Raw genomic sequence first — 23,817 nt, 5'->3', positions numbered from 1 at the left:
CAGCAAATCCCTTCCTCGTCGGGTTAACGACGCGGTGGGGATTTTTTTTAACTATAGGAGTTGCTATGAATAACACCCTGGGTAATCAGTACGATAACTCGCTGGTGTCTAACGCCTTCGGTTTTATGCGTTTCCCGGTCAATTTCCAGCCTTACGACAGCGATGCCGAGTGGGTGATCACCGGGATCCCGTTTGACGCCGCGACCTCCGGCCGTCCTGGCAGCCGTCTTGGCCCGGGCGCTATCCGTCAGATCTCCACTAACCTGGCGTGGGAAGGTTGCCGCTGGCCGTGGGAGTTCAACCTGCGTGAACGCCTGAACGTGATTGACTGCGGCGATTTGGTTTACGCTTTTGGTGACTCTCAGGATCTGAGCGATAAATTACAGGCACACGCCGAGAAATTGCTGGCCAGCGGCAAGCGTATGCTTACGTTCGGCGGGGATCACTACATCACGCTGCCGCTGCTGCGCGCCCATGCAAAAACTTTTGGTAAAATGGCGCTGGTTCACTTCGATGCGCATACCGATACCTATTCAAATGGCCCGACCTTCGATCATGGCACCATGTTCTTTACGGCGCCAAAAGAGGGGCTGATCTCGCCTGAGCACTCGGTGCAGATCGGTATCCGTACCGAGTTTGATAAGTCGCTGGGCTTCAACGTGCTGGATGCCGCGCAGGTCAATGACCGCAGCGTGGAGGATATCCTCGCCCAGGTGAAGCAGATTGTGGGTGACCTGCCTGTCTACCTGACCTTTGATATTGACTGTCTGGATCCCGCTCATGCGCCAGGAACCGGTACGCCGGTGATCGGTGGGCTGACCAGCGACAAAGCCAGCAAGCTGGTACGTGGCCTGCAGGGCATGAACATTGTCGGAATGGATTTAGTCGAAGTGGCCCCGGGCTACGACCAGTCTGATATTACCGCGCTGGCGGCTGCCAGCCTGGCGCTGGACATGTTGCATGTTCAGGCAGCCAATAAAGGATAATTGAATCGTCTGGGCCGACCCTTTTACCGGCCGGCCCGTGCAGACGTTATTTACCTGCTGCAATACGCTGTTTGATATGATCAGCACGCGCCTGGGAAGCCGGGTGCGAGTCGAACATGCTGCTTTCGTGCGTCCCTTCAAGCTTGGCTAATTTCTCAAAGCTGGTGACCAGGCCCTGTGGATTGATGTTGCGTTTTTTCAACAGATCGAAGGAGTAGTCATCTGCCTGGGACTCCTGGCTCTGTGAGAACTGAGCATTGACCAGCTTCTCACCCAGATCACCCAGCTGTGACTGTGACAGCGAAGCGGCAACGCCACCGGCTGACGCAGCCGCAGTTCGGATAGCCGTGGTAGAGTAAGCCAGCTGCATCGCCTTACGTGAGTGGCCCAGCGCAACGTGGCCCATTTCATGGCCCAGTACGCCTTCTACTTCATTATCGGTCATCAGATCCATCAGGCCGCTGTAAACGCGGATGCAGCCGTTCGCCATCGCCCAGGCGTTGACATCTTTGGTCAGGTAAACTTTATAGTTTGCCGGGGTGCCGTTGATATTGTCGCCCAGGGCTGCTGAGATTTTGTTCAGACGTTTCGCGTAGGTGCTGCTGGCAGGCGCGATTTGTGCTTCGCTGTCCATCTGCTGACAGGATTTATCACTTAACTCTTTTACCTGCGCATCGCTCAGTGTGGCGGCCTGAAAGGCCTGCGTACCGGACTTCATTAGCGTGTTTGCATCAAAATTCTGACAGCCCGTCAGCGTAGTCGCCAGTGCCAGCGCGGCGAAAGAAATACGTGTCTTCATTCCAGTTCATCCATTTAGGTAATAAATTGTTTAAAATCATAAATTTGAAAAAACACGCCGGACAAAAAAGTACGGACGTGGGGAGAGTTATAGCGCGTGTTAACGTGGTTGCATAGTCATCGTCATCTCAAACTGCAACTTATGTGACTCTTTTTACATCCTGCGCCATGTACATGTTACCCGTATTTCATGTACATTGATGGTCGACTTTCCTTCGGCTTTGCCTGATAACTCATTCATTACAATAGGTTAAGGACGGCGAAGCGTTAAATCCGACCTGGAGTAGAAAATGTCTTCTCGTAAAGAGCTTGCCAACGCCATTCGCGCATTAAGTATGGATGCGGTGCAAAAAGCCAAATCCGGCCACCCGGGCGCCCCGATGGGGATGGCTGATATCGCCGAAGTGCTGTGGCGCGACTTCCTGAACCACAACCCTGAAAACCCCCTGTGGGCCGATCGTGACCGCTTCGTGCTGTCTAACGGTCACGGCTCAATGCTGATCTACAGCCTGCTGCACCTCAGCGGTTACGACCTGCCAATCAATGAACTGGCTAACTTCCGTCAGCTGCATTCCAAAACCCCAGGTCACCCGGAATACGGCTACACCGCAGGCGTGGAAACCACCACCGGCCCACTGGGCCAGGGTATTGCTAATGCCGTAGGCTTTGCGATTGCGGAACGCACGCTGGCCGCGCAGTTCAACCGTCCAGGCCACGATGTGGTTGACCATAACACCTACGTGTTTATGGGCGACGGCTGCATGATGGAAGGTATCTCCCACGAAGTCTGCTCGCTGGCCGGGACGCTGAAACTGGGCAAACTGGTTGCGTTTTATGATGACAACGGTATCTCTATCGACGGCCACATTGAAGGCTGGTTCACCGACGATACGGCGAAACGTTTTGAGTCTTACGGCTGGCACGTTGTACGCGGCGTGGACGGTCATGATGCAGACGCGATTAAAAAAGCCGTGGAAGAAGCCAAAGCAGTGAGCGATAAGCCTTCCCTGCTGATGTGCAAAACCGTAATCGGTTTCGGTTCACCGAACAAAGCCGGTACGCATGATTCACACGGTGCTCCGCTGGGTGATGACGAAATCGCCCTGACCCGTAAACAGCTGGGCTGGAACCACGCGCCGTTTGAAATTCCTTCAGACATTTATGCACAGTGGGATGCGAAAGAAGCTGGCCGTGCAAAAGAAGCAGCATGGAACGAGAAGTTTGCCGCTTACGCCAAAGCGTTCCCTGAGCTGGCGGAAGAGTTCTCCCGCCGCGTGAAGAACGCATTGCCGGCCAACTGGGAAGCTGAGTCGCAGAAGTTCATCGAACAACTGCAGGCTAACCCGTCTAAAATTGCAAGCCGTAAAGCGTCGCAGAATGCCATCGAAGCCTTCGGTAAACTGCTGCCAGAATACCTGGGCGGTTCCGCCGACCTGGCACCAAGCAACCTGACGATGTGGTCCGGTTCTAAGCCGATCAACGAAGATGCGGCGGGTAATTATATTCACTATGGCGTGCGCGAATTCGGTATGACCGCCATCGCGAACGGTATCACTCTGCACGGTGGTTTCCTGCCGTACACAGCGACCTTCCTGATGTTCGTGGAATATGCCCGTAATGCGGTGCGTATGGCTGCGCTGATGAAGATCCGCCAGGTGATGGTGTATACCCATGACTCCATCGGTCTGGGCGAAGACGGTCCGACTCACCAGCCGGTCGAGCAGATGGCCAGCCTGCGCGTGACGCCAAACATGAGCCTGTGGCGTCCGTGTGACCAGGTGGAATCAGCCATTGCGTGGAAATACGGCATTGAACGTCAGGACGGCCCGACAGCCCTGATCCTTTCCCGTCAAAATCTGGCGCAGCAGGATCGTACGGCAGAACAGCTGGCGAACGTCGCTCGCGGCGCTTACGTGCTGAAAGATTGCGCAGGTACGCCTGAAGTGATCCTGATCGCCACCGGTTCAGAAGTTGAACTGGCCGTAGGCGCCTATGACCAGCTGACGGCTGAAGGCCGCAAGGTGCGCGTGGTGTCTATGCCGTCTACCGATGCGTTCGACAAGCAGGATGCGGCCTACCGTGAAGCGGTACTGCCGAAAGCGGTCAGCGCGCGCGTGGCGATTGAAGCCGGTATTGCTGATTACTGGTATAAATACGTGGGCCTGAACGGCGCTATCGTTGGCATGACCAGCTTTGGTGAGTCTGCGCCGGCGGAGAAGCTGTTTGATCTGTTTGGATTCACGGTAGAAAACGTGGTAGCGAAAGCGAAAGGCCTGCTGTAACCGGCGGCTATCGCTCTTCGGAGCCCTGAATAACTGAAAAGGCATCGCACGGCGATGCCTTTTTTTATGGCGGAAGAACGCTCAGTCCCGCACGATGTTAGCCAGTTGTGCTGCATCCAGATCCCAGCCTGCTGTACCTTCCTGAGGCAGGAAATGGCCGTCATCCGTGCCAATTTCCTGTTGATAACGCGTATTCAGCTTCTGATTCAGTGCCATAATCAGCGCCCGGGAAGTTTGCGGATCGCGGGCGAGGTTGTTGTTTTCCTGCGGATCGTTTTCCAGGTCATACAATTCCAGATCGTTCAGCGCCAGTAACTGCTCCCAGGTTTGCGGCACATTGTGCTGTCGCAAAGAGAAGTAGCGGGCAAATTTGTAACGCCCGTCGAATATCATCCGGATACCTGTTCGCCGTCTGTAATCAGGGGAGAGCGCATTCATCGCGAGATGCTTTTCATCCGGGGTCATGGCCTTATCATCGCGCAGGCGGAATATTTTACGCAGATATTCCCGGTCGATATACAGCATCATGTCGTAGCAGTAGAGGGTTGCATCGCGTATCTGATGCAGCCCCGCCTGCTCTGGCTGCCGGATCAGCGGGCTGAAATCGATACCCTTGCGATCGTGCAGCAGTGATGTACGCTGTGCCAGTGGCCGCCCGGTCAGCCCCAGCAAAGTGGGCACCAGATCCAGGTGGCTGGTCAGCGCCTGACAGCGCTTGCCGCCCGGATAGTCAGGATGGCTGATGATCATCGGAACGTGCACCTGCTGGTTATAGACACAAGTGCCTTTACCATGCATCTGATGGTAACCCTGCATTTCCCCGTGGTCGGAGGTAAACACGACAATGGTTTTCTCCCGCAGGCCCAGCGCATCCAGTTCGTCCAGCAGGCGAACCAGATGGCTGTCATGATCGCGAATGCAGTTAAAATAGTAGTCACGCAATTTCTTCCAACGACGATCCTCATCAGGAAACTGTCCGACCAGTATGGCTCTGGCCTGCTGATAGTCCCACTGCGCGGCGGGCCTGCCCGGCTGATCAAAGGGCTGATGGCGGCTTTCGGGCAGGGGGCTTTTATCCCAGCGGGCCGCATACAGCACGTTTTCCGGCGGCTGGGACGGGCTCATTGGCTGGTTTTCATTCAGCGCCTGGTGCCACTGCACTTTTTCCCCCGGGGCATCGGTATCAATGAACATGACATCATGAGGATTAACCAGATTGACGGCCAGCAACCACGGCTGCTGCGCGTCCGCCATGTTACGGCCCTTGCCGCGCAGCCAGCTGATGGCCTGCGCTGTCGTCAGGCTGTCATAGACATACCCCCCTTTATGCAGGCCTATCAGGTCACCGATTCCGGAATAATCTTCAAAGCCATATTTCTGCATCTGTTGATGCAAGGGCGCATGATCAATATCGTCGATGTTGCCGGAAGGAACGTTCTTCAGCGAGTGTTCCATCAAGGTGGAGAGGTGCCACTTCCCTTTATATGCGGCGTAATAACCTAACGATTTTATCAGTGTTGCAAGGGTCCCCAGCTGCGGGTCGAGGCTCCAGGGCATCCATGGCATGCCGGCGTTATCAAACATACGCGTCTGCGGCATATGCAGGCCGGTGTACATCACTGAGCGCGATGAGGTACAGACGCAGCTGTTGATATAATGTCGGGTAAATGTGGTGCCGGTGTTCATCAGGCGCTCCCGGCCCGGTACAGGGAAAGGGTAGTGGTCGAAGTAGCGTTCCTGATCGGAAGTGACAAACAGAATATTGTAGCCCTCGGGAAGCTGCAAAGGTGCCCGGGGTGGAGGGGACGTCGGGTGTGGAAGGGGGGCGTTCGTTGTGTCTGCGGCCAGCGCTGAGGGAAGCAACTGACTGCTGGCGAGAACCCCGGCACCTTTCAGCAGGGTGCGGCGTGAAATGCCGGATTTATCTGGTTTGTGTACGGCCACGGGTGGCTCCTTTCTCTGATGTGTTAATCAATCGTTAAAAACAGAAAGTAAGCGCTTCGCTTTGCCGTCGATAGACATAAGGTGTGGTTTGACTAAAAAATGTTCACTGCTGCGCTTTGTGTCGGAAAATGCCCGATTTTTTAACAACTTTTATTTGATTTTGTGACGTAGATCGAAAGTTGAGGGGCGCAATTGATCCCGATCATTCCTATTATTCCTGACATCAATTATTCTAGCTGAAGCGTTTCAGTTCTCTGTCCAGCCATGATCCTCTTGCCGGCAGACAGGAGGCAGAGGGCAAGAATGTCCTGTACAAATCGCGGTGTCTGGCTCAGGCTAATCCTCCGATTTCATAGTGAATTCTGATGCAGGGGTGATATGACGGTTCGCATTGCCATTAACGGATTTGGGCGTATAGGGCGCAACGTATTGCGTGCGCTCTATGAAACCGGCCGCCGTGCTGAGATTACGGTGGTGGCTATCAATGAGCTGGCAGAGGCCGCCGGAATGGCGCATCTGTTAAAATACGATACCAGCCATGGTCGGTTTGCCTGGGATGTACGCCAGGAACGCGATCTGCTGTTCGTTGGCGATGACACCATCCGTCTGCTGCACCGTCCTGATATCCCTGCGCTACCCTGGCGCGAACTGAATGTTGATATCGTGCTGGACTGTACCGGGGTTTACGGCAGCCGTGCGGATGGCGAGGCTCATCTGCAGGCCGGGGCGAAAAAGGTCCTGTTCTCCCACCCCGGCGGCAACGATCTGGATGCCACCGTGGTGTTTGGTGTGAATGAAAAAGATCTCCTGCCTGAACACCGGCTGGTTTCTAATGCCTCCTGCACCACGAACTGCATCATTCCTGTGATCAAATTACTGGATGATGCATGGGGTATTGAGTCGGGAACGGTCACCACCATCCATTCGGCGATGCATGACCAGCAGGTGATTGACGCCTATCACCCGGATTTGCGCCGCACGCGTGCCGCCAGTCAGTCGATTATCCCTGTTGATACGCGACTCGCTGCCGGCATCACGCGTTTCTTCCCGAAATTTAACGATCGCTTCGAAGCGATTGCCGTTCGCGTCCCGACCATCAACGTCACGGCCATCGACCTGAGTGTCAGCGTGCGGGATGCTGTCAGCGCCTGCGAGGTAAACGCGCTGCTGCAAAGTGCGTCAGAAGGGGCATTTAGTGGTATAGTTGACTACACGGAATTGCCGTTAGTCTCCATTGATTTTAACCATGATCCGCACAGTGCCATTGTTGACGGCACCCAAACGCGGGTCAGTGGTCAGCACCTGATCAAGACGTTAGTCTGGTGCGATAACGAATGGGGCTTTGCCAACCGTATGATCGATACGACGTTAGCGATGGCCGCAAGCGGTTTCAGGTAAGGCGCGTACAGCGTCTGTAAAACTTTGAGAATCAACGAGAGGGTTCACCATGTCTGTAATTAAGATGACCGATCTGGATCTGGCTGGTAAACGTGTTCTGATCCGTGCGGATCTGAACGTGCCAGTTAAAGAAGGGAAAGTGACGTCAGATGCACGTATTCGCGCTTCACTGCCGACAATTGAAGCGGCGTTGAAACAGGGCGCAAAAGTGATGGTTACCTCTCACCTCGGTCGTCCGACCGAAGGTGAATACAACGAAGAGTTTTCTCTGCTGCCGGTAGTTAACTACCTGAAAGACAAGCTGGGTGCAGACAATGTGACGCTGGCGAAAGATTACCTGGACGGCGTTGAGCTGACCGCCGGTAAACTGGTTGTGCTGGAAAACGTGCGCTTCAACAAAGGCGAGAAAAAAGACGACGAAGCCCTCTCTAAAAAATACGCTGCACTGTGCGACATCTTTGTGATGGATGCGTTCGGTACTGCTCACCGTGCGCAGGCCTCTACGCACGGCGTTGGTAAGTTCGCACCGATTGCCTGTGCAGGTCCGCTGCTGGCCAATGAGCTGGAAGCCCTGGGCAAAGCCCTGAAAACCCCGGCGCGTCCGATGGTTGCCGTGGTCGGGGGTTCTAAAGTTTCCACTAAGTTCGACGTGCTGAACTCACTGGTAAACATTGCTGACACGGTGATTGTGGGTGGCGGTATCGCCAACACCTTCGTTGCTATCGATAACAACGTGGGTAAATCACTGTACGAGCCTGATTTTGTTGAAGCCGCTAAAAAACTGCGTGATGAATACAAGATCCCGGTGCCGACTGACTCCCGCGTCGGCACGGAATTCTCTGAAACTGCGCCGTCTACCGTGAAGAAAGTGTCTGAAGTTCAGGACAACGAAGAGATCATGGACTTCGGTGATGAGACTGCGCTGGCCATGGCTAAGTTACTGAAAGAAGCCAAAACTATTCTGTGGAATGGCCCGGTAGGCGTGTTTGAATTCCCGAACTTCCGCAAAGGCACTGAAATCATTGCCAACGCCATTGCAGACAGCGACGCATTCTCCATTGCAGGCGGCGGTGATACGCTGGCGGCTATCGATCTGTTCGGTATCGAAGATAAAATCTCCTACATCTCTACCGGTGGCGGTGCGTTCCTTGAGTTCGTGGAAGGCAAAACCTTACCTGCGGTTGCTATGCTGGAAGAGCGTGCGAAGCAGAAGTAATTAAACCTCAGTGCGGGGTGCATGACGCCCCGCGTGAGAACTGGATCCTTTAATACGACCGAAGAAACAGGACAAGCTAACATGTCTAAAATTTTTGATTTCGTAAAACCTGGCGTTGTCACCGGTGATGACGTGCAGAAGATCTTTAAAGTGGCGAAAGAGAACAAATTCGCCCTGCCAGCCGTTAACTGCGTCGGCACCGACTCCATCAACGCCGTACTGGAAACCGCTGCGAAAGTAAAAGCGCCGGTAATTATTCAGTTCTCCAACGGTGGCGCTGGCTTCATCGCCGGTAAAGGCCTGAAATCAGACAAACCACAGGCTGCTGCCATCTTTGGCGCAATCTCTGGCGCACACCATGTGCACCTGATGGCTGAACATTACGGCGTGCCGGTGATCCTGCACACTGACCACTGCGCGAAGAAACTGCTGCCGTGGATCGACGGTCTGCTGGACGCGGGCGAAGAGCACTTCGCTAAAACCGGTAAGCCGCTGTTCTCTTCTCACATGATCGACCTGTCTGAAGAGTCACTGGAAGAGAACATTGAGATCTCCAGCAAGTACCTGGCGCGCATGGCGAAAATCGACATGACCCTGGAAATCGAACTGGGTTGCACCGGTGGTGAAGAAGACGGTGTGGACAACAGCCACATGGACGCCTCTGCCCTGTACACTCAGCCAGAAGACGTTGATTATGCGTACACCAAGCTGAACGCGATCAGCCCACGTTTCACCATCGCTGCCTCTTTCGGTAACGTGCACGGCGTGTATAAGCCAGGCAACGTGAAGCTGACACCAACCATTCTGCGTGATTCTCAGAAATACGTCAGTGAGAAACATGGTCTGCCAGAGAACTCCCTGGACTTCGTGTTCCACGGTGGTTCCGGTTCATCTGCCGCTGAAATCGAAGAGTCTATCGGTTACGGCGTGATCAAAATGAACATCGATACCGATACCCAGTGGGCCACATGGGACGGTATCCTGCAGTACTACAAAAAGAACGAAGGCTATCTGCAGGCGCAGCTGGGTAACCCGGAAGGCGCTGATAAGCCAAACAAGAAGTTCTATGATCCACGCGTCTGGCTGCGTGCTTCACAGTCTTCAATGATCGTTCGCCTGGAGCAGGCATTCAAAGAGCTGAACGCAGTCGACGTACTGTAATCTCCCCTTTGGTTAAAAAAGGCCCTGATGGGCCTTTTTTTATACGCTAAATCCGGAATTTTTAAGTAATTGTGTGACTTGTTTGGCACAACAACAATTCTTGTTTACCCTTAACTCCACCGGTTGTCGTTACAGCGGCAGTGAATTGAACGCCCGCTCAGGGCAAACAACAGGACAGGGTAATGGACGAGTTAAATGTGGTAAACGGCCTGAATAATGCAGGCGGATGGCTGGTACGCAACCAGGCATTACTGCTGAGTTATGCGGTAAATATTGTTGCGGCTATTGTCATTGTTATCATCGGGATGATTGCCGCCCGCTTTATTTCTAATGCTGTTAATAAGCTCCTGGTAACACGAAAAATCGACCCAACCGTGGCGGATTTCCTTTCCGGTCTGGTGCGCTACGGCATCATTGCCTTTACACTGATTGCCGCCATGGGCCGCGTTGGCGTACAGACCGCATCGGTGATCGCCGCGCTGGCTGCCGCAGGCTTTGCCTTTGCGCTGGCACTGCAAGGGTCGCTGTCTAACCTCGCTGCGGGCGTGCTGCTGGTGACCTTCCGTCCCTTCCGTGCGGGTGAGTTTGTCGACCTTGGCGGCGTTATGGGTACAGTGCTCAATGTGCAGATTTTCTCCACCACGCTGAGAAGTGCGGATGGCAAAATCGTGGTGGTGCCGAACGGCAAAATCATCGCCGGAAACATCATCAATTTTTCGCGTGAGCCGGAACGCCGGAACGAGTTTATTATCGGGGTGGCTTATGATGCCGATGTCGACCAGGTGCTGAAACTGCTGCGTGAGGTGGTTGATGCCGAACCGCGCGTGTTGCAGGAGCGCGGCGTGCAGATTGGCCTGAATGAGCTGGGTGCCTCTTCAGTGAACTTTGTGGTGCGCTGCTGGAGCAAAGCGGGTGACCTGCAGGATGTTTACTGGGACCTGATGAAAAACTTCAAGCGTACGCTGGATGCAAATAATATCGGCATTCCTTATCCGCAGATGGACGTGCATCTGCATCAAGTGAAAACACCGGAGCAGGCGGTTCAGGCTCAGGACTAATTCAACACCGTGACGCCAGCCCTCTGACCCAGACCGTCAGGGGGCTTTTTTTTGCCCAAAATGAGAAAACCGGAGGCATGACGTTGCGCTCGTGTTTATGGGGTGAAGGCGTAAGTATTAGTATTTTTTATAAGGCATTAAATCTTTCAATTTCCACTAATAATTAAGTCCCTATACACTTTGCCAAAATCGAAAACGGTGAGGTGATTATTGTGTTATCGGTGTTTTTTCAGGGCGTTGCCATGGGCGCGGCGCTTATTCTTCCGCTGGGGCCGCAGAACGCGTTTGTGATGAATCAGGGCGTACGTCGTCAGTATCATCTGATGACCGCCGCGCTCTGCACCCTGAGTGATATTGTGCTGATCTGTGGCGGCATCTTTGGCGGTAGCGCGCTGCTTAATCAGTCCGCGCTGCTGCTGAACGTAGTGACCTGGGGCGGCGTCGCCTTCCTGCTGTGGTACGGCTGGGGCGCGCTGCGTACCGCATTCAGTGGTGACGTGCAGCTGGCCTCTGCGGCCGCGCTGAAGCAGGGACGCTGGCGGATTGTCGCCACGATGATGGCGGTCACCTGGCTTAACCCGCACGTTTACCTGGATACGTTTGTGGTGCTGGGGAGCCTGGGGGGACAGCTGCCGGCAGAAGCCCGCCGCTGGTTCGCCCTCGGCTCTGCCAGTGCCTCCGTGCTGTGGTTTTTCGGCCTGGCGCTGCTGGCGGCCTGGCTGGCACCGCTGCTCAATACCGCGCGCGCCCAGCGTGTTATCAACCTGCTGGTTGGGGTGGTGATGTGGGGGATTGCGCTCAAACTGGCCTTACAGGCACTCTCATGATGCCAGCAGGAACTCACTATCAGAATTGATGTCCTAGTGTGACGCGCCAATGCGCACTAAAATATCTTGTACCGCCAGATGTTGACGGAACAATTCGCTACCGCAACCCGTTTTTATCCGGTAGCGTTCTCGCTGATGATGAACCCATGGAGGATGCTTTGAAGCTCACTAAACTGGCTCTGGCCGCAATGATTGGATTAGGCACGCTGCCACTGGCTGTACAGGCAGATGAACTACCGAATGGCCCACACGTCGTGACCTCCGGTCAGTCCAGCGTGGATGCTGCGCCGGATATCGCCACCCTCGCGATTGAAGTCAGTGTGTCTGCTAAAGATGCTGGCGAAGCGAAGAAACAGGCTGACAGCCGCGTACAGCAGTATTTTGACTTCCTGGATAAAAGCGGTATCGAGAAGAAAGATATCAATGCCGCCAACCTGCGGACTCAGCCAGAATATGATTACCTGAAAGACGGTAAGTCCGTACTGAAAGGCTACCGTGCCGTGCGTCAGGTTCAGGTGACGCTGCGTCATCTGGATAAGCTGAATGAGCTGCTGGACGGTGCGCTGAAATCTGGCCTGAATGAGATCCGTTCCGTGGAACTGGGCGTTGCTAATCCGGAAGAGTACAAAGCCAAGGCGCGTAAAGCCGCCATTGACGATGCGGTGAAGCAGGCAGGGGATCTGGCGCAGGGCTTCGGCAGCAAGCTGGGCCCGGTGTACAGCATTCGCTACCATGTTGCTAACTATCAGCCAATGCCGATGGCCCGGATGTACAAGGCCGCCGACGCGGCACCGATGACCTCTGCTGCGCAGACTTACGAACAGCAGAGTATTCATTTTGACGATCAGGTCGATGTGGTGTTTGAGCTGCAGCGTAACCCTTAATGCCGGGTGGGCTGACCGACAACCACGGTCAGCCCCTGGGAGAATCCCCCCTGAGGTCGGCCCCGACCCTGACAGGGGGTTATTCTGTATCCTGACGCAGTACGCGATGGCCGTGCGCCAGCAGCGCGTCCGTCACCTTACGCATCAGGCGGCTTTCCGGCGCAAAGCGGTGCCAGTACAGCATCCGGCGCTGCAACAGACCCGGGGTTAAATCAATCAACTCGCCTTCCGCCAGCTCGCGTTCGATTTGCAGATGCGGGATCATACAGCAGGTGGTGCCCTGACGGGCCAGCTGGACAAACGCTTCCGACGAGTTAACGATGTGGCAGGGCACGCTGCCCGGTGACAGGTCAAAGTTCTGCTGTAAAAATGCCTGATGCATATCATCCAGATGATCAAAGGCCACTGCCGGGGCTTTCAGCAGCGCAGAGCGCGTCACGCCATTCGGGAAGTAGCGGGCGGCAAACTCCTTCGATCCCACAAACAGATAGTCGAGCGCACCCAACTGATCCACCAGACAGCTGGGGAGCGGTTGCGGCTGGATACTGACGGCACCCACAACCTCCCCACGGCGCAGGCGTTCCTGAGTCCGGGTTTCATCTTCCACCTGAAGATTCAGGCGCACCGGGGAATCGGTCAGTACGGTTTTCAGCGCGGGAAGCAGCCAGGTCGCCAGACTGTCGGCGTTCACCGCCAGCGACAGCAGCAGGGGCGTGGTGCCGCTGATATCGTCCCCGAGCCACTCTTCTTCCAGCAGCTCCACCTGGTGCAGTAAGGCCAGCAGCTTCTGGCCCTGCTCTGTCGGGCGCGGCGGTACGGTTCGCACCAGCAGAGGCTGGCCGAACATATTCTCAAGCTGCTTGATACGCTGCGAGACCGCTGACTGGGTAATACAGAGCTTTTGCGCGGCGCGTTCAAAGCCGCGTTCACGAATCACTGCATCCAGCGCCTGAAGCGTTCGATAATCCGGGCGTTTCATTAATCGTTGTACTCTCTTTCAGGTGTGGTTCTGCACTATGCCATATTTTTCATGTTTTGCCTTTGGCTGGCATCACTGACCAATCCGCCACTTTGTGGGGTGGGTTCCATTCCTGTTAATCAAAGACCGCGTAAGGCGGTTTTTTTTCTCAGCGTTGCTTTATACTACGCGCACACAGTGACTCACAGGTTTTAAACATACCATGACACAGGATGAACTGAAAAAAGCCGTAGGCTGGGCTGCACTGGACTACGTCACGCCGGGCACCATCGTAGGGGTGGGAACGGGGTCGACCGCTGCGCATTTTATTGATGCTCTGGCCTCGATTAAACATCAGATTGAAGGCGCTGTTTCCAGTTCGGAAGCCTCCACGGCCAAACTGAAAGAGTATGGCATCCACGTCTTTGATCTGAACGAAATCGACGAATTGTCCGTGTATGTGGACGGCGCAGACGAAATCAACGGTCAGATGCAGATGATCAAAGGTGGCGGCGCGGCGCTGACGCGCGAAAAGATTATCGCTGCCGTGGCCGATCGCTTTATCTGTATTGCCGATGCCTCCAAGCAGGTGGATGTGCTGGGGCGCTTCCCGCTGCCGGTTGAGGTGATCCCTATGGCGAGGTCGTATGTCGCCCGTGAGCTGGTCAAGCTGGGTGGGCAGCCGGAATACCGTCAAAACGTGGTAACCGACAACGGCAACATTATTCTCGACGTGCATAATCTAAAAATTATCGACCCTGTGCGTCTGGAAACGGCGATTAACGCGCTGCCTGGAGTGGTCACTGTCGGGCTGTTTGCTGCCCGCTGCGCCGATGTTGCGTTGATCGGGACGGCTGACGGCGTGCAAACCATTCAAAAATGATCTGCCCGCGGGCAGTTATTTTTATCTAAAAAACATCTTTTCTTTTGCAGGCAATATTTAGTGACTTATGTCACATTCGGGCTGCCTGAAGCGCGATCCTCCTGATGGTTCGCGCTGCACCATGATTTTCTATCGCAATGTTCTGGCCGACCGTGTTGCCATGCTGGCAGCCAGGCAATCGTTTGTATTGCTGCGGGCGTAAATTTTGTTATTTTGACAGAAGGCTATCTTATCTCCCCGCTGTTTTATCCTTTCTGCAGGCTGATGTTACGCCTGTAAACGGGAAAGCCTGGGGATTAAGCCACATCTGAAGTCTGCTAAATAGGGTCGGGAAATGGCAAAAGTATCACTGGAGAAAGACAAGATTAAATTCCTGCTGGTGGAAGGCGTTCACCAGAGTGCAGTTGATAATCTGCGTTCTGCTGGCTACACCAACATTGAATTTCACAAGGGCGCACTGGACAGCGAAGCACTGAAAGAGTCCATCCGCGATGCGCACTTCATCGGGCTGCGTTCGCGTACCCACCTCACCGAAGAGATCTTCGCCGCAGCAGAAAAACTGGTTGCGGTGGGTTGCTTCTGCATCGGTACCAACCAGGTGGATCTCAATGCGGCGGCGAAGCGCGGCATTCCGGTGTTTAACGCACCTTTCTCCAACACCCGATCCGTGGCTGAACTGGTTATCGGTGAACTGCTGCTGATGCTGCGCGGCGTGCCGGCGGCCAATGCCAAAGCACACCGGGGCCAGTGGCATAAGCTGGCGGTGGGTTCCTATGAAGCTCGCGGCAAAAAGCTGGGGATCATCGGTTACGGTCACATTGGTATGCAGCTGGGCGTGCTGGCGGAAAGCCTCGGGATGCATGTCTTCTTCTACGATATCGAAAGCAAACTGCCACTGGGTAATGCGACCCAGGTACAGCATCTCTCCGACCTGCTGAATATGAGCGACGTGGTGAGCCTGCACGTGCCGGAAACACCGTCTACCCAGAATATGATGGGGCCGGACGAACTGGCGCTGATGAAGCCGGGTGCGCTGCTGATCAATGCTTCGCGCGGTACCGTGGTCGATATCCCGGCCCTGTGTCACGTCCTGGCCACCGGGCACCTGGCCGGGGCGGCGATTGACGTCTTCCCGGAAGAGCCGGCGACCAACAGCGACCCGTTCAACTCGCCGCTGTGTGAGTTTGATAACGTGATCCTGACACCACATATCGGGGGCTCCACGCAGGAAGCACAGGAAAACATTGGTATTGAAGTGGCTGGTAAACTGGCGAAATACTCAGACAATGGCTCGACGCTGTCTGCCGTTAACTTCCCGGAAGCCTCACTGCCGATGCACGGCGCAAATGCCAGCCGTCTGATGCACATCCATGAGAACCGTCCCGGTGTGCTGACAGCAATCAACCTGATCTTTGCCGAGCAGGGGATCAATATCTCTGCCCAGTATCTGCAAACCACGCCGCAGATGGGCTATGTGGTCATCGACGTCGATGCCCCGCAGGATGTGGCTGATAAAGCCCTGCAGCTGATGAAGGCTATTCCGGGCACTGTACGCGCACGTTTGTTGTACTGACAGACGGGCTGACCGAATAAGAAGGTCAGCACCGGTACAATACCCCTGAGGGGCGACTTTTTGAGTCGCCCCTTTTGCTTCACCACTGCCACAGCCTGGACGGCGTGATCAACGCCGGTAATGGGACATCCCACTCCGCGACGGGTAAGCGTTCCACCTGCTGACAGTCATGCGCCAGACCCACCGGCAGAAAGCCGTGCTGCTGCCAGTTCTGCAGCGTTCTGTCATAAAACCCGCCCCCCATACCCAGACGCTGACCGCCGGCATCAAACGCCACCAGCGGTACCATCAGCACGTCCAGCTCACTGAGCGGCAGCAAATGACGGATATCCAGCGGCGGTTCGGGTATGCGCAGGCGGTTATTGCGCAGTTCGGTGTGTTCATCGTAACGCAGGAACAACAGCTGACCGCGAGAAAAAGGGTGCAGAACCGGAAGATAAACCCGCTGCTTACGCTGCCAGAGTTTGGCAATCAGCGGCCGGGTATTGATTTCACCGTCGACAGAAAGAAACAGCGCAATATTCTTCGCCTGCTGTACCGGGGCAAAATTCAGCGCATGGTCAGCGACCTGCACGGCAGCAAGCTGCTGCTGTTCATGGCTGAGTTCTCGCCGGAGGTGGCGGATATGGGTGCGGATATCCTGACGGTCGCGAAGAAGGAGGCTCATAGCTGGCCACTCCAAAAGCAAAGGGTGTCTTCAGATTGCCGGGTCTTGCAGAGAGTGTAAATACCAGAAAAAAGAGTGGAGATAAAACGTGGGAATCTCCGAGATGCCGCCGCAGGCTGTAACCCTTGAACCCATGGTTCAAGGTGAGTATGCCGTCGTAACCATCAGGCTTCTCGGACGAACCGAGCTTGCGCACAGGTTACAGAGCGTCACACTCTGTTTGGTATTAATTATCGGCTCAGGGGACGGGCCCGCTTGCAAACATCTCAGAGAATTTTTTACTTCACCGTCACTGTATCACAGCTAACGTTGAAGTGTTATTCGAACTTCGCACCCGTACGTTCAGTTATGCGACCTTGCTCAAGCAATGCCTGTTCAATGGTCTGTTGCAGCATCCGAATTCGTTGTTCCATGTTCGACGCATAGTCACGGGTTTTGACTTTTTCCTGCGCCAGTTCATGGCAAATGTTCAGTGCAGCAATAAATACCAGTTGCTCGGTATTAGTGACTCTAGTGCGAACTTTTAAGTCTTGCAACCGTTGATTGAGGTCTTCGGCAGCCAGATTCAGCGCATCTTGCTGTTCGGGCGGACAATTTACTCTTAATGAACGGCCAAAAATTTGAATATCTACCGGTTGTGCAGACATGCCACCTTCCTGACTGATTACTGCGCCCGCCATCACCCTTACCGCTCAAGGGCTTGGGAGGGGCGCTACTATAACTACCCCTAATATAAGAAACAACCCCTTTCTGGAATCGTTGAGGCACCTGGTGGTAGCATACCACGAACTTAACCAGCCAACGACGAACAAAACCCATGTCACTAACGAACATTATGCCGGGCTACAACACGCTGGCCTCAGTACTGACGCAGCAGGGCGTAGGAATGACCCCTGCCGAGATGCATGGCCTGATCAGCGGATTGATCTGCGGCGGCAACCATGACAGCAGCTGGCAAACGCTGATGCACGACCTGACCAATGAGGGCATGGCGTTTTCGCAAACGCTGGCGCAGCCCCTGCAGGAGATGCACGAAGCGATTGGTAATACACTGGAAGATGAAGGCTTTCTGTTCCAGCTTTACCTGCCGGAAGATGACGACATCACCGTTTTTGATCGTGCCGATGCGCTGGCAGGTTGGGTGAACCATTTCCTGCTTGGCCTGGGCGTTGTACAGCCTAAAATTGGCCAGGTGAAAGGGGAAACCGGAGAAGCCATCGACGATCTGCGCACCATTGCCCAGCTCGGTTATGATGAAGATGAAGATCAGGAAGAACTGGAACAGTCGCTGGAAGAGGTCATTGAGTATGTGCGTGTGGCTGCACTGCTGTGTCATGACACCTTTACCCGCGCCGTGCCGACCAATGTCGTGATGAAAAAGCCGACGCTGCACTAAGAGGCGGTCCGTCAGGCCGCCCGTGGTGATTTAACGGAACAGCATTCAGGAGGTCAAATGACCCAGCAGGAGTTTTTGCGCCGTCGTCAGGCGCTGTTAGCGAAGATGGCACCGGCAAGCGCGGCGATTATTTTCGCCGCACCGGAAGCAACGCGCAGTAATGACAGTGAGTATCCGTATCGACAGAACAGTGATTTCTGGTACTTCACGGGATTCAACGAACCCGAGTCGGCACTGCTGCTGATCAAAAGTGCAGATAACCACAGCCACAGCGTCCTGTTTAATCGGGTGCGGGATCTGACGGCTGAGATCTGGTTTGGCCGCCGTCTGGGCCAGGAGGCTGCACCGGAAAAGCTGGCGATCGATCGTGCTCTTCCCTGGAGTGACATTAACGAGCAACTGCACCTGCTGTTGAACGGGCTGGATGTGATCTACCATGCCCAGGGACAGTATGCCTTTTCCGACACCATCGTCTTCAACGCGCTGGACGTGCTGCGTCGGGGTTCACGACAGAACCTGTCTGCGCCCGCGACACTAACCGACTGGCGTCCGTGGGTTCATGAACTGCGTCTCATTAAATCGCCGGAAGAGCAGGCTGTGCTGCGTGAAGCCGGGCGTATCAGTGCGCTGGCACATACCCGCGCCATGCAGAAAGCCCGTCCCGGGATGTATGAATACCAGCTCGAAGGGGAAATTCACCACGAATTCAACCGTCACGGCGCGCGTTTTCCGTCCTACAACACCATTGTTGGCGCGGGGGATAATGGCTGTATTCTGCACTACACCGAAAACGAGAGTCAGATGCGCGACGGCCAACTGGTGCTGATCGACGCTGGGTGTGAACTGAAAGGCTATGCCGGAGATATTACCCGCACCTTCCCGGTGGGGGGGAAATTTACCGCGCCGCAGCGCGCGCTCTACGATATCGTCCTGGCCGCCTTATACCGTTCGCTGGCGCTCTATCGCCCGGGTACCAGTATCCGTGAAGTGACGGCGGCAGCGGTGGAAGTGATGGTCACGGGGCTGGTTAAGCTGGGCATTCTGCATGGTGATGTCGACGTCCTGATCGCAGAAAATGCACACCGGCAATTCTTTATGCATGGCCTGAGCCACTGGCTGGGGTTGGACGTGCATGATGTCGGTCATTACGGCGTCGACCGCGATCGTCTGCTCGAACCCGGTATGGTGCTGACTATTGAACCTGGCCTGTATATCGCCCCGGATGCCGATGTGCCTGCTGAGTATCGCGGTATTGGCATACGCATTGAAGATGACATCATTATCACCGCAGAAGGTAACGAAAACCTCACGGATACGGTGGTAAAAGATGCCGATGACATTGAAGCATTAATGGCAGCAGCGAAACGCTCATGAGCATAATTATTGCAGGCGGCGGGATGACCGGCGCGACGCTGGCGCTGGCCATTTCACACCTGACGCAGGGGCAGCTGGCGGTCACGCTGGTGGAGGGAACCGAGCCTGCCAGCCGTGTGCATCCTGGCTTTGATGGCCGGGCGATTGCGCTGGCAGAGGGGACCTGTCAGCAGCTGGCGGCAATCGGCCTCTGGCCACTGCTGGCCTCCGCCGCGACGGCCATCACCGATGTACATGTCAGCGATCGCGGCCATGCCAGCTTTGTCTCGCTGACTGCGGCCGATTACGGCGTGTCGGCGCTGGGGCAGGTGGTTGAGCTGCATGAAGTGGGCCAGCGGCTGTTTTCCCGCCTGAAAAACGCCCCGGGTGTCACCCTGCGCTGCCCGGATAAAGTGGCCAGCGTCGAACGTACCCGGGATCGGGTGTGCGTGGCGCTGGAAAGCGGTGAGCAGCTGACTGGCCATCTGCTGGTCGCCGCAGACGGTTCGCACTCCCGGGTCGCTGCGGCCTGCGGTGTCCAGTGGCAGAGTGCGGACTATCAGCAGGTCGCCGTGATCGCCAATGTGTCGACGCAGGTAGCCCATCAGGGGCGTGCGTTCGAGCGTTTTACCGAATTCGGCCCGCTGGCGCTGTTGCCGATGTCCGCTGGCCGCAGTTCGCTGGTATGGTGCCATCCTCTGGCACAAAAAGACGCGGTGGATCGCTGGGGCGACGATCGCTTTATCGCTGAATTGCAGCGTGCCTTTGGCTGGCGGCTGGGGCGCATTACACAGGTAGGGCAGCGCACCAGCTATCCGTTACGGCTGCAAACCGCCTCTCAGCATATTGCTCACCGGCTGGCGCTGGTTGGTAATGCTGCACAGACCCTGCACCCGATCGCCGGACAGGGGTTTAATCTGGGGATTCGTGATGTCATGTCGCTGGCCGAAACGCTGGCGGCGGCCTGGCGTGCCGGACGCGAAACAGGGGCTTACGCTACACTGCAACATTATCAGCAGCGCCGGCAGCCGGACGCACAGGCGACGATTGGTATTACCGACGGGCTGGTTCGACTGTTTGCTAACCGTTACACGCCGCTGGTCGCAGGGCGAAATCTGGGACTGATGGCGATGGATCATCTGCCGCCATTACGTAATTTGCTTGCCGAGCGCACGTTGGGCTGGGTTAAGCGTTGAGGAGAAAGCAGTCATGCAAACCTATGATGTGATCATCGCCGGTGGTGGAATGGTCGGACTGGCAGTCGCCTGTGGCTTACAGGGCAGCGGTCTGCGCATCGCCGTGCTGGAGCGTGAAGCCCCGCAGGTGCGCGATACCAGCGCGCCCCCGGCGTTACGCGTTTCTGCGATTAATGCCGCCAGCGAAAGACTGTTGCAGCACCTTGGCGTCTGGGATGCCATCCTCAGCGCACGCGCCAGCGCCTATCACGGCATGGAAGTGTGGGACCGCGACAGTTTCGGGCGCATTGTTTTTGACGATGAGCAGCAGGGCCTGGCCCACCTTGGGCATATTATTGAAAATGCAGTGATCCATCAGGCGCTGTGGCAGCGGGCAGAGGGCCTGAGCGATATCACGCTGATTGCTCCTGCGGAACTGCAGCAGGTAGCGTTTGGCGACAATGAAGCCTTTGTGACGCTGCAGGATGGCACCATGATGACGGCCCGTTTGCTGGTGGCGGCAGACGGTGCCAATTCCTGGCTGCGCAACAAGGCCGATATTCCGCTCACCTTTTGGGACTACCAGCACCATGCGCTGGTAGCGAATATTCGTACGGAACAGCCGCATGCGTCGGTGGCCCGTCAGGTGTTCCACGGTGACGGTATCCTGGCGTTCTTACCTCTGAGCGATCCGCATCTCAGCTCTATCGTCTGGTCGCTGCCGCCGCAGGAGGCGACCCGCCTTCAGGCGATGCCGGAAGCGGTGTTTAACCAGCAGCTGTCGGTGGCTTTCGACCTGCGTCTGGGGCTGTGTGAGGCAGAAAGCGAACGTCAAGCCTTCCCGCTGATGGGCCGCTATGCGCGTCATTTTGCCGCACATCGTCTGGCGCTGGTGGGGGATGCTGCGCATACCATTCATCCACTGGCCGGGCAGGGCGTTAACCTCGGCTTTATGGATGCGGCAGAGCTGATCGGTGAAGTGAAACGCCTGCAGCAGCAGGGTAAAGACATTGGTCAGCACCTGTATCTGCGGCGCTACGAGCGCAGCCGTAAACACAGCGCTGCAGTGATGCTGGCCAGTATGCAGGGGTTCCGCGAGTTGTTTAACGGTAACAACCCGGCGAAGAAACTGCTGCGAGATGTGGGCCTGGCGTTAGCCGATAATCTGCCGGGCGTGAAGCCACGGCTGTTAAAGCAGGCGATGGGGTTGCATGACCTGCCGGCTTGGCTGCGCTAAGTAGCCAGCAGAAAGGGGGGCGTTTCGCTCCCCTTTTTTTATTCCTGCCTGCCTGAGAACCTGCGCCCCGCTTGTGCAATATCTGCCCCATTTTTGCCCGTCGTTTGAAAAATTCTAATTTTACGGGCCTCTTCGCATTACTTTTTGTAATGCCACCTTTGGTTACCCTTCGCTTTTTTACGGCGGGTTAATGCCTGTGCTGTATGTTTAAACTATGTTTGTCGCAATGAATTGCCGTTTTTGTGTGTAATAACGCATTTTTTTAGTGAAAAAAACCAGAAAATCAACGGCGCCCTGTTTTGAGGCAGAGCGGGTTCGACCTCGTTTACCTTATGGTTAATTGACGGGTTCGGTGGTAAGTTCATAGTGAAGGTAACGATTGCGTCGGCTATCCCGGGTGGTGAACGACGCGCGTCAGCAACCGACTCAGGCACAGGAAAACTATGGTTCAGCAAAGCGAGATTCAGCAAACCCCGTTGTTTGAACAGCACCAGGCAAGCGGTGCCCGTATGGTCGATTTTCACGGCTGGATGATGCCGCTTCATTACGGCTCTCAGATGGATGAACATCATGCGGTGCGCACGGATGCCGGGATGTTTGATGTTTCCCACATGACCATTGTTGATCTGCGCGGTGTCCGCACCCGCGAGTTCCTGCGCTATCTGCTGGCCAACGATGTGGCCCGGCTGACCCAGCCCGGAAAAGCACTTTACACTGCCATGCTCAACGCTTCTGCCGGCGTGATAGACGATCTGATTGTTTACTTTATGGACGAAGAATTTTTCCGCCTGGTGGTCAACTCTGCCACCCGTGAAAAGGATCTGGCGTGGATAGGTGAGCATGCGACAGCGTTCGGCGTAGAACTGATCGAGCGTGACGATCTGGCGCTGGTGGCAGTGCAGGGCCCTCATGCCCAGCAAAAAGCGCAGACGCTGTTTAATGACCAGCAGCGGCAGGACGTCAGCGGCATGAAGCCATTCTTTGGCGTGCAGTCCGGCGATCTTTTTATTGCCACAACCGGTTATACCGGGGAGGCGGGTTATGAAATTGCCCTGCCCAACGATCAGGTTGCCGGGTTCTGGCAGCAACTGCTGGCTGCCGGGGTTAAACCTGCCGGGCTGGGCGCACGCGATACGCTGCGTCTGGAGGCGGGTATGAATCTGTATGGACAGGAAATGGATGAGAGCGTCTCCCCTCTGGCAGCCAATATGGGCTGGACCATCGGCTGGGAACCCTCAGATCGTGAGTTTATTGGCCGTGAAGCGCTGGAATTTCAGCGCGAAAAAGGTACCGACCAGTTGGTGGGGCTGATCATGACCGAAAAAGGCGTACTGCGTAATGAACTGCCGGTTCACTTCAGCGATGCCGCAGGCAATCAGCTGGCAGGCGTCATTACCAGTGGTTCATTCTCCCCGACGCTTGGGTGCAGCATTGCGCTGGCACGCGTACCCGCCGGGATTGGCGAACATGCCGTGGTGCAAATTCGCAACCGTGAAATGCCGGTGCGCGTCACCCGGCCCGTTTTTGTCCGCGCCGGAAAACCGGTAACGAAGTAACTTTTGGAGAGCAATTTAATGAGCAATGTACCCGCCGAATTGAAATATCGTGACAGCCATGAATGGGTGCGCAAAGAAGCGGATGGCACCTACACCGTGGGCATTACCGAACACGCGCAGGAGCTGCTGGGAGATATGGTCTTTGTTGACCTGCCGGACGTCGGCAATACCTACAGCCAGGGTGAAGACTGCGCGGTGGCAGAGTCCGTGAAAGCCGCTTCCGATATTTATGCGCCCCTGAGTGGTGAGATTGTGGAAGTGAACAGCGGGCTGGATGCTGAACCTGAACTGGTTAACAGCGCCCCCTATACCGATGGCTGGCTGTTCCGTATTAAAGCGACGGATGATACCGAGTTTGAGACGTTATTAGATGCAGCAGGCTACCAGGGAACAATTGAATAACAGCCCGCTCACTTGTCATTTCGGGACTGGCTCTCTGCCTGTCCCGCCTCTTTGTGCCTGATG

Annotated in this window: 21 protein-coding genes and 1 other RNA gene; 16 read left to right on the top strand and 6 right to left on the bottom strand. The window is 55.5% G+C overall.

Translation table 11 applies throughout. The annotated features are described in order from the left end of the window. Positions 1-65 precede the first annotated feature (65 nt). Positions 66-986, top strand: coding sequence for an agmatinase (speB, locus tag EPE01S_RS09100; RefSeq protein ID WP_062744312.1), 921 nt, complete (start codon positions 66-68; stop codon positions 984-986). 46 nt (positions 987-1,032) lie between these two features. Here speB and loiP read toward each other — a convergent pair whose 3' ends face one another. After that, positions 1,033-1,785 (bottom strand): metalloprotease LoiP, encoded by a 753-nt coding sequence (gene loiP, locus EPE01S_RS09095; RefSeq protein WP_062744311.1) that lies wholly within the window; start codon positions 1,783-1,785, stop codon positions 1,033-1,035. A gap of 289 nt (positions 1,786-2,074) precedes the next feature. Here loiP and tkt point away from each other — a divergent pair, with 289 nt between their 5' ends. Next, positions 2,075-4,066, top strand: a complete 1,992-nt coding sequence (gene tkt, locus EPE01S_RS09090; protein ID WP_062744310.1) for a transketolase — start codon at positions 2,075-2,077, stop codon at positions 4,064-4,066. A gap of 81 nt (positions 4,067-4,147) precedes the next feature. Here tkt and EPE01S_RS09085 read toward each other — a convergent pair whose 3' ends face one another. Next, positions 4,148-6,010 carry a sulfatase family protein gene (locus EPE01S_RS09085; RefSeq protein ID WP_062744309.1) on the bottom strand — a complete coding sequence of 621 codons (1,863 nt, stop codon included), beginning with the start codon at positions 6,008-6,010 and terminating at the stop codon, positions 4,148-4,150. A gap of 378 nt (positions 6,011-6,388) precedes the next feature. On the opposite strand from EPE01S_RS09085, the gene epd reads away from it, so the two are divergent. The 6 genes from epd to EPE01S_RS09055 all read left to right on the top strand — a co-directional run bounded on the left by epd (position 6,389) and on the right by EPE01S_RS09055 (position 12,554). Then, a complete protein-coding gene (gene epd, locus EPE01S_RS09080) occupies positions 6,389-7,408 on the top strand; it encodes an erythrose-4-phosphate dehydrogenase (RefSeq protein WP_062744308.1) in 1,020 nt (339 codons plus the stop codon). 49 nt (positions 7,409-7,457) lie between these two features. Then, a complete protein-coding gene (gene pgk / locus EPE01S_RS09075; protein WP_062744307.1) occupies positions 7,458-8,624 on the top strand; it encodes a phosphoglycerate kinase in 1,167 nt (388 codons plus the stop codon). A gap of 81 nt (positions 8,625-8,705) precedes the next feature. Then, positions 8,706-9,785: a class II fructose-bisphosphate aldolase gene (gene fbaA / locus EPE01S_RS09070; RefSeq protein WP_062744306.1), complete on the top strand. Its 1,080-nt coding sequence runs from the start codon at positions 8,706-8,708 to the stop codon at positions 9,783-9,785. Positions 9,786-9,967: 182 nt separating this feature from the next. Beyond that, positions 9,968-10,843 carry a small-conductance mechanosensitive channel MscS gene (mscS, locus tag EPE01S_RS09065; RefSeq protein WP_062744305.1) on the top strand — a complete coding sequence of 292 codons (876 nt, stop codon included), beginning with the start codon at positions 9,968-9,970 and terminating at the stop codon, positions 10,841-10,843. A gap of 212 nt (positions 10,844-11,055) precedes the next feature. Further along, positions 11,056-11,670, top strand: coding sequence for an arginine exporter ArgO (gene argO / locus EPE01S_RS09060; RefSeq protein ID WP_062744304.1), 615 nt, complete (start codon positions 11,056-11,058; stop codon positions 11,668-11,670). Between the two features lie 158 nt (positions 11,671-11,828). After that, complete coding sequence (locus EPE01S_RS09055) at positions 11,829-12,554, top strand: oxidative stress defense protein (RefSeq protein WP_062744349.1); 726 nt, start codon at positions 11,829-11,831, stop codon at positions 12,552-12,554. Positions 12,555-12,633: 79 nt separating this feature from the next. Here the strand turns inward: EPE01S_RS09055 and EPE01S_RS09050 are convergent, their stop codons facing one another. Next, positions 12,634-13,533 carry a LysR family transcriptional regulator ArgP gene (locus EPE01S_RS09050; RefSeq protein ID WP_062744303.1) on the bottom strand — a complete coding sequence of 300 codons (900 nt, stop codon included), beginning with the start codon at positions 13,531-13,533 and terminating at the stop codon, positions 12,634-12,636. A 202-nt stretch (positions 13,534-13,735) separates the two neighbouring features. On the opposite strand from EPE01S_RS09050, the gene rpiA reads away from it, so the two are divergent. Further along, positions 13,736-14,395 (top strand): ribose-5-phosphate isomerase RpiA, encoded by a 660-nt coding sequence (rpiA, locus tag EPE01S_RS09045; RefSeq protein WP_062744302.1) that lies wholly within the window; start codon positions 13,736-13,738, stop codon positions 14,393-14,395. Positions 14,396-14,729: 334 nt separating this feature from the next. Continuing rightward, positions 14,730-15,968 carry a phosphoglycerate dehydrogenase gene (serA, locus tag EPE01S_RS09040; RefSeq protein WP_062744301.1) on the top strand — a complete coding sequence of 413 codons (1,239 nt, stop codon included), beginning with the start codon at positions 14,730-14,732 and terminating at the stop codon, positions 15,966-15,968. 79 nt (positions 15,969-16,047) lie between these two features. Here the strand turns inward: serA and EPE01S_RS09035 are convergent, their stop codons facing one another. The 3 genes from EPE01S_RS09035 to zapA form a co-directional block, all read right to left on the bottom strand. Continuing rightward, complete coding sequence (locus EPE01S_RS09035) at positions 16,048-16,635, bottom strand: 5-formyltetrahydrofolate cyclo-ligase (RefSeq protein WP_062744300.1); 588 nt, start codon at positions 16,633-16,635, stop codon at positions 16,048-16,050. Positions 16,636-16,726: 91 nt separating this feature from the next. Beyond that, a non-coding RNA gene (gene ssrS, locus EPE01S_RS09030) (6S RNA) lies at positions 16,727-16,911 on the bottom strand. Positions 16,912-16,952: 41 nt separating this feature from the next. Beyond that, entirely contained in the window at positions 16,953-17,282 is a 330-nt protein-coding gene (gene zapA, locus EPE01S_RS09025) for a cell division protein ZapA (RefSeq protein WP_062744299.1), read from the bottom strand. A 170-nt stretch (positions 17,283-17,452) separates the two neighbouring features. Between zapA and EPE01S_RS09020 the strand changes: the two genes are divergently transcribed. The 6 genes from EPE01S_RS09020 to gcvH all read left to right on the top strand — a co-directional run bounded on the left by EPE01S_RS09020 (position 17,453) and on the right by gcvH (position 23,754). Further along, positions 17,453-18,031, top strand: coding sequence for a YecA/YgfB family protein (locus EPE01S_RS09020; protein ID WP_062744298.1), 579 nt, complete (start codon positions 17,453-17,455; stop codon positions 18,029-18,031). Positions 18,032-18,088: 57 nt separating this feature from the next. Further along, positions 18,089-19,405 (top strand): Xaa-Pro aminopeptidase, encoded by a 1,317-nt coding sequence (pepP, locus tag EPE01S_RS09015; protein ID WP_062744297.1) that lies wholly within the window; start codon positions 18,089-18,091, stop codon positions 19,403-19,405. Next, positions 19,402-20,580, top strand: a complete 1,179-nt coding sequence (ubiH, locus tag EPE01S_RS09010) for a 2-octaprenyl-6-methoxyphenyl hydroxylase (RefSeq protein ID WP_062744296.1) — start codon at positions 19,402-19,404, stop codon at positions 20,578-20,580. The genes pepP and ubiH overlap by 4 nt, the downstream gene beginning before the upstream one ends. Before the next feature lie 13 nt (positions 20,581-20,593). Next, the gene (gene ubiI / locus EPE01S_RS09005) at positions 20,594-21,796 is read left to right on the top strand and encodes an FAD-dependent 2-octaprenylphenol hydroxylase (protein ID WP_062744295.1); all 1,203 of its coding nucleotides are present in this window, start codon (positions 20,594-20,596) and stop codon (positions 21,794-21,796) included. Positions 21,797-22,239: 443 nt separating this feature from the next. Continuing rightward, entirely contained in the window at positions 22,240-23,352 is a 1,113-nt protein-coding gene (gene gcvT, locus EPE01S_RS09000) for a glycine cleavage system aminomethyltransferase GcvT (protein WP_062744294.1), read from the top strand. Between the two features lie 18 nt (positions 23,353-23,370). Then, a complete protein-coding gene (gene gcvH, locus EPE01S_RS08995) occupies positions 23,371-23,754 on the top strand; it encodes a glycine cleavage system protein GcvH (protein WP_062744293.1) in 384 nt (127 codons plus the stop codon). Positions 23,755-23,817: the final 63 nt, after the last annotated feature.

Origin of the sequence: Erwinia persicina NBRC 102418 (assembly GCF_001571305.1) — a bacterium.
GTDB lineage: Bacteria > Pseudomonadota > Gammaproteobacteria > Enterobacterales > Enterobacteriaceae > Erwinia > Erwinia persicina.
The sequence above is the reverse complement of the archived record's forward strand: the minus strand, read 5'-3'. Positions and strand labels throughout refer to the sequence as shown.